Raw genomic sequence first — 15,503 nt, forward strand, 5'->3', positions numbered from 1 at the left:
GTCTGTGGTGCGGGCCCGGGGCCCCGGGGTCAGCCGGTCTCGCCCCCGGGCGTCTTCGCACGGCGCCACGGGTGGAGAAGGCTCCCGAGAATCTCGCCGGTTCCGGGAAAGGAGGTGGGGTCGCTGAGTCCGACCTCGGCCGGCTCACGGCCCGACCGCCAGGTGAAACTTCCGAAGAAGTGGTCCCAGCACGACAGGTCGGAGCCGTAATGGCCCGCTTCGGACAGATCCGTGCTGTGGTGCAGACGATGCTGTTCGGGGCTGGCCAGGAAATGGTTGAGCCTGCCGATGCGTACGTCGATGTTGGCGTGGACGAAGTAGCCCTGCGCGGCCACGAACAGGCCCGTGGCGAGCACGGACTCACGGGAGAATCCAGCCAGTGCCAGGGTGAGCTGGACGGCGCCCTGGGCCAGGACGATGTCCAGCACGTGGTTGACGCCGTTGTTCGCGACGTTGACCTTCTGCGGTACGTGGTGCACACCGTGCAGCCGCCACAGCAGCGGGTTGGCGTGCCCCAGCCGGTGTACCAGGTAGCTGGCCAGCGAACCGCTCAGCAGGGCGGCCGGGATCTCGGCCCACAGCGGGAGTGCCGGATCGGCCGGTGCGAGCCTCCCGACCGCGGTCGTCACCCCGAGCTGCGCCAGTGCGCTGCCGGCCATGGTGAGGAGGAAGTAGACGCCGTACCAACGCCATTCCGCCCGGCTGGGATGCCAGTCCCGACGGTGCGGGATCAGCCTTTCGAGGATCGCCAGGTAGATGAGAGTGCCCACCAGGAAAAGCGGGCTGACCCGGCCGGGATCCCAGTGCAGTATCAGCGAACCGGAAGCCACTCCGAGGGTGGCCGCCAGGAGCAGAGGATAAGCGAGCGAACGGATAATTCGCTGCCGATGGAGCCCGTTCGATAATCGTCGCGCGGGGCGCATGAAGCCGTCGGCGCGCCCTTCGTATTCGTACACCCGAAACACCTCCCATGGAAATGCTGACCGACCGCGCCGCCTGCGACGACGCAAGGGGAACCAGGGGACATCGACTTGACACGCAAGCCGAAGACCCCAGGGACGTACGGAAAATGAATGGCAAGCACCCACGTACCCTGGACGGTGAATGTGGGTAGCCGAGGATTCAGACTGATTCGATGCGATGGCCTCGTACGAGGCGTCCCGCTGCAGCCCGATATATTCTTTTCCGCTCTCAGCGGCTTCAATCCTCGACCGGTGACTTGATGAGATTTCCCCCCGAGCGCCTCGACTGATCTCCGAGATCATTGAACCGGACGTTCGGTCCGGAGGAAATAGGAGGAAGCCCCGCTGTCCCCGATGTGGGTTACTTAGTATTCTTTTCGTTTATTTCTCGCTCACCGGCGGGCTCGCGACGAGTCGCTCCGGCAGGCAACCCGGGTTGCCGAACCTAGTGGCCCTAGGTTATATCTAGGAACCTTAGGATCTTGGGAGGGCGCATGGCGAGGGCCGGACTGACAGTCGAGCGGGTGACGATCGCGGGTGCCGAGCTGGCGGACGAGGCCGGGCTCGAACGGGTGACCATGTCTCAGGTGGCAAGGCGGCTCGGCGTGAAGGACGCGAGCCTCTACACGCACGTCCGCGGTCTTGACGATCTGCGTGGGCGGATCGCGCTGCTCGCGGCGGACGAGAAGACCATGCGTATCGCGGAGGCGACCGCCGGGCGGGCGGGCCGGGACGCGCTGGTCGCGTTCGCGGACGCCTGGCGCGAGTACGCCCACGAACATCCGGGCCGCTACACGGCGACGCAGACCCCCATGGAGATCGATCCCGAACTGGCGGCGAAGGCGCCCGGACCGCGGCGCGCGGTCGAGCTGACCTACGGCATGCTGCGCGGCTACGGACTCGCGGAGCCCGACCTGACCGACGCGGTGCGGTTGCTGCGCAGCACCTTCCACGGGTTCGTCGCCCTGGAGGCCTCGGGCGGTTTCGGGCACGCGCGTTCACCCCAGGACTCCTGGGTGCGGGCGCTCGATGCCCTGCACACCCTGCTGGAGCACTGGCCCCCGGCCCGGGAAGGGGACTCCGCATGACGGAACCGGCCATCGGCAGCCTCCGTGTGGACGGCGCGAGCCTGCACTACGAGGTACGCGGCCGCGGTCCGCTTCTGCTGCTGATTCCGGGCGGGACGGGCGGCGCGGCGTCATTCGACCCGATCGCCGGCGAGCTGGCCGCCGAGTACACCGTCGCGACCTTCGACCCACGCGGCATGTCCCGCAGCGGACTCGACGACCCCGGGGCCGAACAGCGGGTGGCCGAGCACGCCGATGACGCCTTCCGGTTGCTGCGGCTGCTCTCGCCCGGTGAGCCCGCTCGTGTCTTCGGCTCCAGTTCGGGCGCGATCGTCGCCGTGCACCTGCTGACCGCCCACGCCGAAGACGTCGAACGCGTCGTGGCGCACGAGCCGCCGATGGTGGAGCTCCTTCCGGACGCACCCGCGCATCGCGCGCTCGTCGCGCGTGTCACCGAGACGTTCCGTGTGGAGGGGCTCGGTCCGGCGATGGCGCTGTTCGCGGCGGGGCTGCGGAAGGAAGGTGACACCACCGGGCCGGCGGCCGGAATCGGGCTGCCGCCGCAAGCGGCGGCGCGGGCCGAGCGGACGATGGCCGACCTGCCCTACTTCGTCGGGCGTATCGTCCCGGCCTTCATGTCCTACGCCCCGGACGTCAGCCGGCTGGAGGCGCTGTCGGACCGGCTCGTTCTCGCGTGCGGGCAGGACTCACGCGGTGAGCTGCCCTACCGTCCGGCCGCCCTCCTGGCCGAGCACCTCGGCACGGGGCTCCGGCACTTCCCCGGCGGGCACACCGGGCTGAGCACGCATCCCGCCGAGTTCGCCGGACACCTCCGCGAGGCCCTCCGCGCCTGAGGCGCACCGGAGCGTGATCATGGCCGGCACGCCATGGGGACGTACCTCCGGCCGGCACGTCCCCATGGCGTGCCGGCCGGAGGCCGGTCGTGTCCGGTGCGAGGACCGGAGCTACTTCTTGGCGGACGCCTTGCCGGCGCTGCCGTTGATGACGAACTGTGAACCGGGTTCGACCACGACATCGCCGTCGGCCGAGCCGCTGATGGTCACATTGCTCAGGGTCGCACTGCCCCTGGCGCCTCCCATGGCCAGGATTCCCGAGCCGTTGACGGAATTGTCGATATGGACGTTCGAGATCTTCGCTCCGGGCACGGAACCGCCACCCGATTTGAACTGGAGCCCGTCGTAGGTCGAGTCGTGGATGTCGGTGTCCCGGATCGTGACCCCCGGGATGTCCTGACCGGACGCGAACAGCGTGATGGCACCGAACTCCTGGGCCTCGCCCCAGAACGCGCCGCCCGTACGGAACAGCTCGTTGTTGGCGATCAGCGTCTCCCCGGAGAACGGCAGTGGATCGTGGTCCGTCGCCAGCATGATGCCCGGGTAGTTCATGGTGTCGGAGACGATGTTGTTCTCGATCGTGTTGCCGTAACCGCCGTAGACCGCGATGCCGTTGGCCCGCCAGGGCATCTGGATCGTGTTGTTGCGGAAGTGGTTGTCGTGGCCGATGTCCACCGACGGGTTCTTCACGTACTTGCTCGACCAGACGGCCAGCGAGTCGTCTCCGGTGTTCCTGAAGGAGGAGTTGAAGACCGATGAATTGTGGGTGCCGTTGGCGAAGTTGATGCCGTCCGCGTAGGTGTTGCGGATACGCATGCCCGTGAACTCGACGCCGTCACCCGGTCCCCAGAGGTCCGGGATGTTGTCGTAGTCGCGGCCGACCCACACGCCGACGTTCGCGTGCTCCAGCCACACGTTGGTGATCTTGGTGTCCTTGCCGAAGCGGCCGTTGAGACCGACGCCGCCCTCGGCGTTGCCGTCACCGCCCCGGATGGTGCCGGAGCCGAAGATCGCGATGTCGGAAATCTGGGTGTTGTCGTCGATGTCGAAGCCGAAGTTGCCCTCGTGCGGGTGGTTGATGCCGCCCGCGTCCTGCGGCGGGGTCAGCGTGTACAGCTGCGAGTGCCACATGCCGGCACCCCGGATCGTGACGTCACTGATGCCGACCTGGTTGTACTGGCCCCGGTTCAGCGGGTCGTCCGTGAGGATCTTCTGCTCCTGCCGCCACTGCCCCGGCGGAATCCACACGCAGCTGATGTCACCGTTCTGGTTGGCCGTCACGGCCCGCTGGATGGCGTCCGTGTCGTCGATCCCGTCGTTCGGGACGGCTCCGTAGTTGGTGATCGAGGTGCACCCGGCCGGCTGGGCGGCCGCCGGAGCCACCTGCTCCAGGTCGACGAGGTCGATGATGTAGAAGGACGCCGAGTCGCCCGCGTCGCGCTGGAGCCGGAACTTCGTACCGGCGGGGTAGTTCTGGCCCAGCAGGGCGTTGGACTCGTCGAACAGCCTGCGGGCGTCACCGCCCGGCCGGTTGGTCAGACCCTCGGGGCTGTCCGTGTCGCCGTAGAGCCAGCTGTGCTTGGAGGAAAGGGTCAGCTTGCGGGCGAAGGTGCCGTTGACGTACAGGCTGAGCGTGGCCTCTGCCCCACCGCCTGCGGCGGAGTCGGGGACGGAGTTGCGGACGACGATCGAGTTGGACGGGACGGTCGAGGTGATCTCGACGTACTGGCCGGTGGAGTTGAGCCGCACCGACTGGCGGCCCGAGGACTCGGTGGCGAAGTTGGTGTGGCCGAAGGTGCGCTCCTTGTCCGAGGTCAGCAGCGTGCCCTGGTAGTCACCCTTCTCCGCCTCGTACTCGGTGTACGGGACCGCGGCCCCCCGGCCGACGACGATGGAGCGCGAGTAGACGTTGTTGTTCTCGTTCGTCTCGGCGACAGTGCCGGTCGCGTCGGCGGTGGCGGTCAGGTTCGCGCCACCGCTCTTCGCGGTCCAGCTCCCGCCGATCGGGACCGTGACCGTTCCTCCCGCGGGGATCGCGCCGGTCGTGCCGTTCAGCGTGGTGCTCTCCACGAGGAGACGGGTGACCGTCGACGCGCTCACGGCCGTGGTGCCGCGGTTGTGCACGGACACGGTGAAGGTGACTGCGGAGCCCACCGCGGGATTCGACGGGCTGGAGGTGATGCCGACGACCTCCAGGTCGGGGCCGGGGCTCTGCGAGACGACGAGCTTCGAGGCCGCGGTGCGGCTGTTGTTGGTGTTGTCCTGCTCGATGACCGTGTCGGTCGGGTCGACCACGGCCGAGACGCTGTAGCTGCCCATCGGCCGCTTGCCGACCTTGACCGAAACGGTGTCCGAGGCGCCGGCGGCAAGGGCGCCCACCGGTGCGCTGCCGGCCACCGCTCCTTCTAGGCTGACATCGACCGTCGTCGCGGCGGCCGGCGCCGTACCCGTGTTGCGTACGGTGGCGGTCACGGTCACGTCGTCCGCCTCGGACGGCGAGGACGGCGACCACGTCAGTGCGGAGACGGTCAGGTCCGGGTTGGGCGCGGCGGTGCCGACGACCTGGACCTCGGCGACCTGGGCACCGGGAGCACCGGTGTTGGAGAAGAACTTGAGCTGTACGTCCGCGTACCGCCCGGTCACCGGGATGGTCACCGTGTTCTCGTTGCCGGTGGGGCTGAACGCGTAGTCGGCCCTGTCCTTCAGCGAGGTGAAGCCGGTGGCGGACTGGGAGCGGCCGAGCACCTGCAGGCCCTGGGTCCGGGCCGCCCAGGCCTGGTCCGGGGAAAGCTTGACGACGACGGCTTCGAGGTCGGCGTCGGCGCCGAGCTTCACCGTGAGCGTCGAGGGGTAGCCGTTCGACTCCCAGTACGTGCCGGTCTTGTCGTCATTGGCGTTGGCCGCGACGAAGTTCTGCGTGTACGAGGAGGCTTCGATCGGCTTGTTCAGCGCCAGGTTGGATCCGACCGCCGGTCCCGGGCCGGGGTCGTCGCCACCGTCCTGTCCGTAGACCTCCACCTGGGAGAGCTGTGCGGCGTTCCAGCCGGTGTTGGCCGTCACCTGCACCCGGATGTAACGCGTCTGCTTCGCGGTGAGGCCGATGGTCACGGCATTGCCGGCCGACGGCGTGAACACTCGTGCCGCCGAGGCGGAAAGGGTACTGAAGGCGCTCCCGTCCGCGCTGCCCTGGACGGAGAGCGTCTGGGTCCGCGCCTCCCAGGTGTTCGGCAGCTTCAGCACCACCTGGTCGACGTCGAACCGGGCCCCGAGGTCGATCCGCACCCACTGCGGGAACGTACCCGGGCTCTCCCAGTACGTCTGCTGGCTGCCGTCGGTGACGTTCGACGCCGAGTAGGCGCCGTTCGAGGCGCTGGCCGTCGCCTGCTTACCGAGAGCGAGGTCGGGGCCCTGAACGGCCGCTGACGCGGTGACCGGCAGGATCCCGACCGTCATCAACGCGGCTGTGACCGCGCCGATGAGGAACCGCCATCTGAACTGCTTCCATCTCATGCTGTCCTCTGTTCCGTGGGGCTGCGGGACCGGGAGGGCACGACGACGCGTCACCGACCGCGTGACGCGGGTGCGTCATGCGGTCGGTCAGGGCCGGGGTGTGGGCTGCCGGTGCACCGATGGGGGGCGATCAGGTACGCCGGCAGGAAGGAGAGAGAGCCACCTGCCGGAAAACTCACGCTCATTGCCTAGTATTTTGAGTGATCTGGTCAATTTTTTGCGGCGTTGAGGTGACAGGTTTCTAGCAGGTCACACTTTTGTCAACGGTCCGCGCACCGCCGACAGTTGTCGCACGCGAGCGGACTCACCCGCCGCCGCTCCACCGAAAGATCCATACATCGGATCTCAGTCCGACGAACCCACTCACAGTCACCCACCACGACGGGCGTCGGAAACGGTGCGTCAGCCGGACGGCCAGCCGATCGGAGGCGGGTTCAGCCACATCCCGCGCGTAGAAACGCAGTTTCTACGCGAATACGCCCGGTCCGCACCGAAGGCCCCCACGCCTCACAACTTCGAACATCCCTTGGCGCACTTGAATTCACGCATTGCACCGACAGCTCCTACCTCTGCCCAGCCAAGGCCGGGTCGCAGGAGTACCCGCGCCGAACCGAAGAGGACTCAGCGGCCCTCGACCCAGGACAGAATGGCGCCCGTTGGCATCCAACTGCGTTCGATGGGAATCGGGTTGGGTAAATGAGCGACAGCGGCACACGTACGGCATCGGGCGGCAGCACGGCGGTCCGACCGCCTCGCACAACGGAAGCGTCCGAACCCGCCGGAGCCGTCCGGTGGTTCTGCGCTCGTGAGGAGGGTGATCGCCAACGTTGCGACGCTCCGGACGGTGCACCAGAATGCCGGTATGACGGGTGAACTCAGTCCGACCGGCGACTCCTCCGAGCCCAGCACAAGGCCGCCCGACATGCGGGCATCGGACAAGGACCGGGACCAGGTGGTGGAGATCCTCCAGGTGGCCGCGGGCGACGGCCGGCTCACCGCCGGCGAGCTGGACGAGCGCCTGGACGCGGCACTGTCCGCCCGCACCGCGGGCGAGCTGGCCCGGTTGACCGCCGACCTGCCCTCCGAGGGAATGCCCTCGCAGGCCAAGGATCTCATCCGGATCGACCAGCGTTTCGGTGATGTCTCACGCACCGGACGGTGGCTGGTTCCGCGCCGCATGGAGATCCGTCTGATGTTCTGCGACGCGAAGCTCGACTTCACCGACGCGCTGATCACCCACAGCACCCTGCACATCGAGGTGGACCTGCGGATCGGGGGGAACCTGATCCTGGTCACCAGGCCCGGAATCGTGGTCGACGCCGACGGCCTGGAACGCAGCAGCGGCGACATCAGGATTCGTCCGGCGCCGGAGACCGGGGTTCCCACCGCCCTGCGCGTGCTCGTGGCCGGACAGTCCCGCGGCGGCGACCTCACCGCCCGGCCCCCTCGGCGGAAGCTGTCGGAGCTGCTGCGTCGTACACCCGGGCAGCCCGGCCGCTGAGCGACGGCGGCAGCCTGCCGATGGACGCGGGAGGCGCGTCGCGGTCGGCCCGCCTCCCGCGCACGAGGTGGCGCACCGTCACGTACCGTCGATGACCGCTGGTTCGTGCGGCCACGCCTCCGTGCTGGTGCAGAGGGTCCATGGCGACTGAGACTTGCCCCACCAGGGCCGCCGGCCGCACCCCGGGGCGGCCTCTTGCACGCCGGATGTCGATCACCCTGATCCGGTGAACGGGCAGGGATTCCCGCAGGGTTCGCGGAGCAATCCTCCGCGCAGATCACTTCCAGCCATTGAAACCGTTCAATTGCCAAACCCATCTGCGCGGCAAAGCACATGAGGCACACGCGTCCGGCCGCAGCTTCGGCGAGAAACCCGCTGCACGCTCATTGACCCGCACCTCCCACGCCCCTACCTTCAGCTACGACCATTCAATGAATCGATTCATCACTTCTGTGTGAGGGGCCGCATTGATCAGCAGGCGGAACATCCTGACGAGCGCTGCTGCCACGGTGGGCGCCGTGGCAGCCGGAGTCGCACCGGCCGTGGCGGCACCGGCGCCGGTGCCCGACCGGACACCGGTACGGCGCGGTGCACCACGCGTTACCGGCCCGACCGTCGAGTACGTGTCGCATCCCCTGGGCCTCGACGCGCAACACCCCCGGCTGAGCTGGCCGATCGCCTCGGCGGCGCCGGACGTCCAGCAGAGCGCCTATCAGGTCCGGGTCGCGTCCAGCCAGTCCGGTCTGTCGCGCCCGGACGTCTGGGACAGCGGGAAGGTGATGTCCGGCGAGTCCGTCCTCGTCCCGTACGCGGGGCCCCGGCTCAAACCCCGTACGCGCTACCACTGGTCCGTACGGGTGTGGGACACGGCCGGTGGCGAGTCCGGCTGGAGCGCGCCCTCGTGGTGGGAGACCGGCCTGATGGATCCCGCCGAATGGTCCGCCGCATGGGTGTCCGCTCCCCCGGACCTCACCGACGCACCGTCGCTGGAGCACAGCTCCTGGATCTGGTTCCCCGAGGGCGATCCGGCCGGCAGCGCGCCGGAGGGCACCCGTTGGTTCCGGCACACCTTCGATGTCGCGGACGGGATCACCGCGGCGGCCCTCGCCATCAGCGCGGACAACGTGTACACGGTCTCCGTGAACGGCACCGAGGTCGCGCGTACGGACCTGGCGACCGACCACGACGGCTGGCGCCGCCCCGCGGTGGTCGACGTGCTCGCGCAGCTGCGTGCGGGACCCAACGTCCTCGCGGTGTCGGCGGCCAACGCGAGCGAAGGGGCCGCCGGTCTGATCGCCGCCCTCAGCCTGCGCACGGCATCGGGCGAACAGAGCGTCGTCACCGACGCCTCCTGGAAGGCGGCGGACGAGGAACCCGCCGACGGCTGGCGCGGGGCCGGCTTCGACGACAGCGGCTGGCCGGCGGCCAAGGAGGCGGCCGCCTGGGGTGGCGGGCCTTGGGGCAAGGTCGTGCCGGCCGTGTTCGCGGCCAACCAGCTGCGCCGCGCGTTCAAGCTGCCGCGCAAGAAGATCGCACGGGCCCGCCTGTACGCCACGGCTCTCGGTCTGTACGAGGCCCATCTCAACGGGCACCGCGTGGGGCGCGATCAGCTCGCTCCGGGCTGGACGGACTACCGCGAGCGCGTCCAGTACCAGACGTACGACGTCACCGCGCTCCTGCGGTCCGGCGCGAATGCCATCGGCGCCTTTGTGGCGCCGGGGTGGTACGCGGGCAGTGTCGGCATGTTCGGGCCCCATCAGTACGGTGAGCGCCCTTCGCTGCTGGCCCAGTTGGAGATCGAGTTCACGGACGGGACGAGCCGGCGCATCACGTCGGACACGGACTGGCGGGCCGCCTCGGGGCCGATCCTCTCCGCCGATCTGCTGGGCGGGGAGACGTACGACGCGCGCAAGGAGACCGCCGGCTGGACCTCGCCCGGCTTCGACGACCGGAGCTGGTCCGGGGTCACCGGCGCGGTCGAGAGCGCGCCCCGACTGGTCGTCGCGCAGGTGGACGGTCCGGTCCGGGTGGCTAAGGAGCTGCCCGCCAGGAAGGTGACCGAGCCCTCGCCGGGCGTCTTCGTCTTCGATCTGGGCCAGAACATGGTCGGTTCGGTACGGCTGCGCCTCTCCGGCAAGGCGGGCACGACGGTGCGGCTGAGGCATGCCGAGGTCCTGAACCCCGACGGCACCGTCTACACCGCGAATCTCCGCAGCGCCGCGGCGACCGACACCTACATCCTCAGGGGCGGCGGCGCCGAGACGTACGAACCGCGCTTCACCTTCCACGGATTCCGCTACGTCGAGGTGACCGGCCTGCCCGGCACTCCCCCGGCCAGTGCGCTGACCGGCCGCGTCATGCACACGTCCGCTCCGTTCACCTTCGAGTTCGAGACCGACGTCCCCATGCTCAACAAGCTGCACAGCAACATCACCTGGGGCCAGCGCGGCAACTTCCTCTCCATCCCGACGGACACGCCCGCCCGCGACGAGCGTCTCGGGTGGACGGGTGACATCAACGTCTTCGCACCGACGGCGGCCTACACGATGGAGTCGGCCCGATTCCTCACCAAGTGGCTGGTGGACCTGCGCGACGCCCAGACCGCCGAGGGCGCCTTCACGGACGTGGCGCCCATCGTCGGCAACGTCGGCAACGGCGCGGCCGGCTGGGGCGACGCGGGCGTCACGGTCCCCTGGTCGCTGTACCAGGCGTACGGGGACCGGCAGGTCCTCGAGGATGCCTGGCCGTCCATCCGGTCCTGGCTGACGTACCTGGAGAAGAACAGCGACGGCCTGCTGCGGCCTGCCAGTGGTTACGGCGACTGGCTGAACGTCTCCGACGAGACACCGAAGGACGTCATCGCGACCGCGTACTTCGCGCACAGCGCCGACCTCGCGGCCCGTACGGCCAAGGAACTGGGCGAGGACCCGGCCCCGTTCCTCGATCTCTTCTCGCGCATTCGCGCCGCGTACCAGGCCGCGTACGTCACGGCCGAGGGAAGAGTGAAGGGCGACACGCAGACGGCCTACGTCCTCTCCCTGTCGATGGACCTGCTGCCGGACGCGCTGCGCACGGCGGCGGCCGACCGGCTCGTCGCGCTGATCCAGGCCAAGGACTGGCATCTGTCGACGGGCTTCCTCGGCACGCCCAGGCTGCTGCCGGTGCTGACCGACACCGGGCACACCGATGTCGCCTACCGTCTGCTCCAGCAGCGGTCATTCCCCAGCTGGGGCTACCAGATCGACAAGGGCTCCACCACCATGTGGGAGCGCTGGGACTCCATCCAGCCCGACGGCAGCTTCCAGACCCCGGACATGAACTCCTTCAACCACTACGCGTACGGATCGGTCGGTGAATGGATGTACGCGAACATCGCCGGCATCGCGGCGGGCCGGCCCGGATACCGCGAGATCGCCATCCGGCCCCGGCCGGGCGGCTCCGTCACATCGGCCCGCGCCACGTTCGCCTCGGTCTACGGTCCCGTCTCCACGGACTGGAGCCTGCGCTCGGGCGGCATCGATCTGCGGTGCACCGTGCCTCCCAACACGACCGCCGAGGTGTGGGTCCCGGCCGACGCCCCGAAGTCCGTCTACCGCACCCGTGCGGTGTTCCTGCGCGAGGAGGACGGCTGCGCGGTGTACCGGGTCGGTTCGGGGAGCCACCGCTTCTCGGCACAGGGCGTCGGTTCTCCGTAGAGGACGCGCCGTCACTATGGGTTCGCCGTAAGGTAGTTGTCCCATACATCTCTCAGAGGGAGTCACACGTATGCCGATCCCGCTCGGTCTTGGCCTTCCGCAGATGAGGCAGTACGACATCGGCCGCGACGTCCCCGCCGTGGCACGGGCCGCGGAGGCGGCCGGGTACGAGAGCCTGTGGGTCTTCGAGCGGATCCTGTTTCCCGAACCGGCCACCCAGGGGCTGTACGGGGTCCCTGGGCTGGCCTGGCCGGACAAGTACCGGAGCGTCGCGGACCCGTTGATCACCCTGACGCTGGCCGCCGCGGCCACCGGCCGCGCCCGGCTCGGCACCAGCGTTCTCGTCGCGCCGCTCCACGTTCCCTTCCAGCTGGCCCGTTCCCTCGCCTCACTCGACGCGGCCAGCGGTGGCCGGGTGATCGCGGGTCTTGGCACGGGCTGGTCCCTGGACGAGTACGCTGCCGCGTCCGTCGCTCCCTTCGAGCAGCGCGGCGCGGTCCTGGACGAGCTGCTCGACGTGTGCGCGGCCGTCTGGGGTCCCGACCCCGTCGCGTACGAGGGGGCTCTCACCACGATCGCCCCGTCCGAGGTGGGGCCCAAACCCGCTCGCCCCATCCCGGTCCTGCTCGCGGCGAACGGGCCCCGGGCCGTTCGCCGGCTGGTCGACCGGGCCGACGGCTGGATGCCCGTCGCGTCGGGGGCGTCGCGGCTGGCCGAGCAGTGGCAGCGGGTGCGGGACGTCGCTGCCGAGCGGGGGCGTGAGCGGCCGCTCGGTGTCTGTGTCCGTGCCAACGCGCGGTACAGCGCCAAGCCGGTGGAGGGCGACGGCCGGCAGCCGTTCCACGGAAGCGTGGCGCAGATCGTCGAGGACCTGGTGGCACACGCGGAGACCGGGGTTCCGGAGATGATGCTGGACCTCCAGGGCACGTGTCGTGATGCCACGGAGTTCATCGACGTGGCGACCGAGGTGTATGAGGCGGCGCGCGCCGCGGGGGTCTGATCCCTGCCCGCCCGGGACGGCGCGGCCGTCCCGGGCGGGCGCTGTGACCGGTGTGCGGGGCCGGTTGTCGTACCCCTGTGGCAGGGTTTTCACGTGGCGCCGGACAGGGCGTCTCCTCACTCTGTCGGACGCGGCCGCACGGCTGCCGAAGGAGCGCTCACCATGTCCCCTGCCGACGAAGCCCGCATCTCCCTGGCCGCTGTCGCCGCCCTGCTCGCTCCGGCTCATGAGGCTGTCGCCGCGCGGGTCCTGCACGCCCACGACGATCCTGCGGGGTACGTGCGCGACCATGGCGCCGCGTTGGCGGACCGCGGCATCGACGGGCCGGTGCCCGGACAGCGCTCGTCGACGCGCTCGCCGAGCACCGGCTGCTGGCGGAGCTGGACCGGAAGGAGGGCTCCGAGGAGATCCGCGCCCGGCTGCGGGGGCTGGCGTCCCAGCCGTCGGTGGATCCCTGGGTACTGGTCGGGGCGGACGACATGCTGCTGCCGACCTATGAGTTCCTGGAGGCCTGCGGGCGGCACTTCCGCGACGTCGGTGCGGCGTTGGCGGTCCTCGACATCGAATCGGACTGCTACCCGGTGGTGTGCCTGCGAGCCGCGAGGGTGGAGGAGCTGACCCTGCTCGCGGGCCGGGCGGGCTTCACCGCACACGGGTTCGGCGCCTGATCCCGGTCCGGCCGGTTGTCCGGTGCCGGGCGGTCAGCGCGCGTCCGCCCGGCACGGCTTGACGCGTCACCCTCTGCGCGGTTTCCTGCTGCGATGAGTGCGACGACCGCGACAACCGACCTCCGTATCGAGTGGGCCGAGGGCGACGCCATGCTCGTGGCGTGGCAGTACGTCCACAACACGATCATTCCCACCGCCGCCCTCTCCCTCCCGGAGGTCGGCGAGCGGTCCCGCCGCAACCGGCTCGCGGTCGCGTATCTGGGTGACGTCGTGGTGGGCTGCTCCACCGTACGGCCGCCCGCCGTGGACTCGTCGGCGGCCACCGTGATCGCGCGCGTGCTGCCCGCCCACCGCGGCCGGGGGTTCGGCGGGCAGCTGTACGCGCACGGTCTGGCCGAAGCCCGAAGGCTCGGCGCCGACGTCATCGAGACCTGTGTGCTGGAGTCCAATCCCGAGGGACTGCGGTTCGCGCTGGGCCTCGGATTCGTCGAGACCGAGAGGTACGTACTTCCGGGTGACAGCGTGCCGTTCATCGATCTCAGGCTGCCGACGGCCTCTGTAGGCCTGGGCGCCCCGCCCGCCGGGGGCAGGGCGCCTGTTGTCAGTCCTGGAGGGCGGCGAGTTCGCGCACGGTCGCCATGTCGCTGAAGGGGATCAGCTGTTCGCCGACGATCTGGAACGGCTCGCTGCCCTTGCCCGCCACCAGCACGATGTCGTCGGGTCCGGCGTTCTCCAGGGCGTAGGCGATCGCGGCGCGCCGGTCCGCGCGGCGTTCGAACCTGGTTCCGGTGGCCTCCAGGCCCGGTGCGATCTGGTCCATGATCGCTTCGGGGTCCTCGTTCCTGGGGTTGTCCGAGGTCAGGACGCAGAGGTCGGAGCGGGTCCCGGCGATCTCGCCCATGCGGGCCCGCTTGGTGACGTCGCGGTCTCCGCCGCAGCCGAAGACGGTGATGACCCTGCCTCCCCGCGAGAAGTCGCGGACGGTGGCGAGGACCTTGTCCAGAGAGTCCGGGGAGTGGGCGTAGTCCACGATCACCGCGGTGCCGCGCGGCGTCTCGAAGCGCTCCAGCCGGCCGGGGACCGGAGGCATCCGGTCGAGTGCGGCCACCAGTCCGGCGAGGTCATGGCCCAGGAGGTGGCAGGCGGCCACGGAGGCCAGCGCGTTGGACACGGAGAAGCGTCCGGGGACCGGGATCGCCGCTGGGTACTTGCCGCCCTCGTGGTGGAGGGTGAAGCGGGTCCCGAAGGCGTTCATGCTCAGGTCCGTGGCCCGGTAGTCGGCCTCGTTGTCGATGCCGTACGTGACAACCCTGCCCGGCATCGTCGGGGCGATGGCCGCGCCCACCGGGTCGTCCGCGTTGACCACGGCGCTTCTGCACAGCCCCTGGAAGAGGCGGAGCTTGGCGTCGCGGTAGTTCTCCATGGTGCCGTGGTCGTCCAGGTGGTCCTGAGTCAGGTTGGTGAAGATGCCGACGTCGAGGAAGGCCCGGTCCACCCGGTGGTGCAGCAGGCCCATCGAGGTGGCCTCCAGGACGACCGTGCCGACCTCGTGGTCGCGCATGTGTCCCAGGAGGTACTGGAAGTCAGGTGACTCCGGTGTGCTCAGGGCGGAGCGGGGCATCGGGATGAGTTCGTCACCGATCCGGCTGCCGGCTGTGCCGATCACCCCGACCCGGGCGCCCTCGGCGATCCTGAGCACGGATTCGACCATGTACGAGACCGAGGTCTTCCCGTTGGTGCCGGTGACGGCCACCATGTCCATGGTCCGGCCGGGCTCTCCGTAGTAGCGGGAGGTGACGACCGCGGCCGCCGTACGGGTGTCCGAGACCCTCACCACGCAGGCGCCGCCGGCCGATGCCCGCACCGCCGCCAGGATGTCCGGTGCCGCGCTGTCCACCAGCACGGCGACGGCTCCCCGCGCGAGTGCCGGGCCGACGGCCCCGGGCCCCCCTTCGAGGTGGCCGGGCACGGCGATGTAGAGCGAACCCGGGGTCACGCGATGGGCGTCGAAGCACGCTCCGGCGGTGATCGGGGTCTCAGGATCACCGAGGAGGACCTCGTGATCGTGCCCGGACAGCAACTCCCTCAGATTCATGCGGGGTCCTCTCGAAGATGCGGCCGGGGCCCCGCCCGGGGCCCCCGCGGGGGTTGCCGCGCGGCCCCCCCGCCGGGGGCGCCGCGGGGGGGGGGGGGGGGGGGGGGGTGCCCGGGGTAGGGTGGTGCAAACACGGGGGCGGGGGGGGGGA

The 15,503-nt window shown here is 69.8% G+C and carries 9 protein-coding genes and 1 pseudogene; 7 read left to right on the forward strand and 3 right to left on the reverse strand.

Annotated elements, in window-relative coordinates:
- Positions 1-29: 29 nt before the first annotated feature.
- Complete coding sequence (locus tag ACGFU6_RS30000) at positions 30-923, reverse strand: sterol desaturase family protein (protein ID WP_393615510.1); 894 nt, start codon at positions 921-923, stop codon at positions 30-32.
- A gap of 533 nt (positions 924-1,456) precedes the next feature.
- Between ACGFU6_RS30000 and ACGFU6_RS30005 the strand changes: the two genes are divergently transcribed.
- Entirely contained in the window at positions 1,457-2,050 is a 594-nt protein-coding gene (locus ACGFU6_RS30005; RefSeq protein WP_393615421.1) for a TetR/AcrR family transcriptional regulator, read from the forward strand.
- The gene (locus ACGFU6_RS30010; RefSeq protein ID WP_393615423.1) at positions 2,047-2,883 is read left to right on the forward strand and encodes an alpha/beta fold hydrolase; all 837 of its coding nucleotides are present in this window, start codon (positions 2,047-2,049) and stop codon (positions 2,881-2,883) included. The genes ACGFU6_RS30005 and ACGFU6_RS30010 overlap by 4 nt, the downstream gene beginning before the upstream one ends.
- A 111-nt stretch (positions 2,884-2,994) precedes the next feature.
- On the opposite strand, the gene ACGFU6_RS30015 is transcribed toward ACGFU6_RS30010, so the two are convergent.
- On the reverse strand, positions 2,995-6,393 hold the full coding sequence (locus ACGFU6_RS30015; RefSeq protein ID WP_393615424.1) for a CARDB domain-containing protein: 3,399 nt from the start codon (positions 6,391-6,393) through the stop codon (positions 2,995-2,997).
- 862 nt (positions 6,394-7,255) lie between these two features.
- Here ACGFU6_RS30015 and ACGFU6_RS30020 point away from each other — a divergent pair.
- The 5 genes and pseudogenes from ACGFU6_RS30020 to ACGFU6_RS30040 form a co-directional block, all read left to right on the forward strand.
- Positions 7,256-7,894 (forward strand): DUF1707 domain-containing protein, encoded by a 639-nt coding sequence (locus tag ACGFU6_RS30020; RefSeq protein ID WP_393615426.1) that lies wholly within the window; start codon positions 7,256-7,258, stop codon positions 7,892-7,894.
- Positions 7,895-8,361: 467 nt separating this feature from the next.
- Positions 8,362-11,589, forward strand: a complete 3,228-nt coding sequence (locus ACGFU6_RS30025) for an alpha-L-rhamnosidase (protein WP_393615427.1) — start codon at positions 8,362-8,364, stop codon at positions 11,587-11,589.
- A 70-nt stretch (positions 11,590-11,659) separates the two neighbouring features.
- Complete coding sequence (locus ACGFU6_RS30030) at positions 11,660-12,589, forward strand: TIGR03619 family F420-dependent LLM class oxidoreductase (protein WP_393615428.1); 930 nt, start codon at positions 11,660-11,662, stop codon at positions 12,587-12,589.
- A 446-nt stretch (positions 12,590-13,035) separates the two neighbouring features.
- Positions 13,036-13,257: a hypothetical protein gene (locus tag ACGFU6_RS30035; protein WP_393615429.1), complete on the forward strand. Its 222-nt coding sequence runs from the start codon at positions 13,036-13,038 to the stop codon at positions 13,255-13,257.
- Positions 13,258-13,350: 93 nt separating this feature from the next.
- A pseudogene (locus ACGFU6_RS30040) lies at positions 13,351-13,803 on the forward strand (GNAT family N-acetyltransferase); the annotation flags it as partial.
- A gap of 55 nt (positions 13,804-13,858) precedes the next feature.
- On the opposite strand, the gene ACGFU6_RS30045 reads toward ACGFU6_RS30040, so the two are convergent.
- Positions 13,859-15,352, reverse strand: a complete 1,494-nt coding sequence (locus tag ACGFU6_RS30045; protein ID WP_393615430.1) for a UDP-N-acetylmuramoyl-L-alanyl-D-glutamate--2,6-diaminopimelate ligase — start codon at positions 15,350-15,352, stop codon at positions 13,859-13,861.
- Positions 15,353-15,503: the final 151 nt, after the last annotated feature.

It is taken from the genome of Streptomyces sp. NPDC048462 (assembly GCF_043200175.1).
Classification (GTDB): domain Bacteria; phylum Actinomycetota; class Actinomycetes; order Streptomycetales; family Streptomycetaceae; genus Streptomyces.

Coding starts and splice junctions, on each gene's coding strand:
- ACGFU6_RS30000 (WP_393615510.1), bottom strand. CDS start 923: ATGCGCCCCGCGCGACGATTATCGAACGGGCTCCATCGGCAGCGAATT.
- ACGFU6_RS30005 (WP_393615421.1), top strand. CDS start 1,457: ATGGCGAGGGCCGGACTGACAGTCGAGCGGGTGACGATCGCGGGTGCC.
- ACGFU6_RS30010 (WP_393615423.1), top strand. CDS start 2,047: ATGACGGAACCGGCCATCGGCAGCCTCCGTGTGGACGGCGCGAGCCTG.
- ACGFU6_RS30015 (WP_393615424.1), bottom strand. CDS start 6,393: ATGAGATGGAAGCAGTTCAGATGGCGGTTCCTCATCGGCGCGGTCACA.
- ACGFU6_RS30020 (WP_393615426.1), top strand. CDS start 7,256: ATGACGGGTGAACTCAGTCCGACCGGCGACTCCTCCGAGCCCAGCACA.
- ACGFU6_RS30030 (WP_393615428.1), top strand. CDS start 11,660: ATGCCGATCCCGCTCGGTCTTGGCCTTCCGCAGATGAGGCAGTACGAC.
- ACGFU6_RS30045 (WP_393615430.1), bottom strand. CDS start 15,352: ATGAATCTGAGGGAGTTGCTGTCCGGGCACGATCACGAGGTCCTCCTC.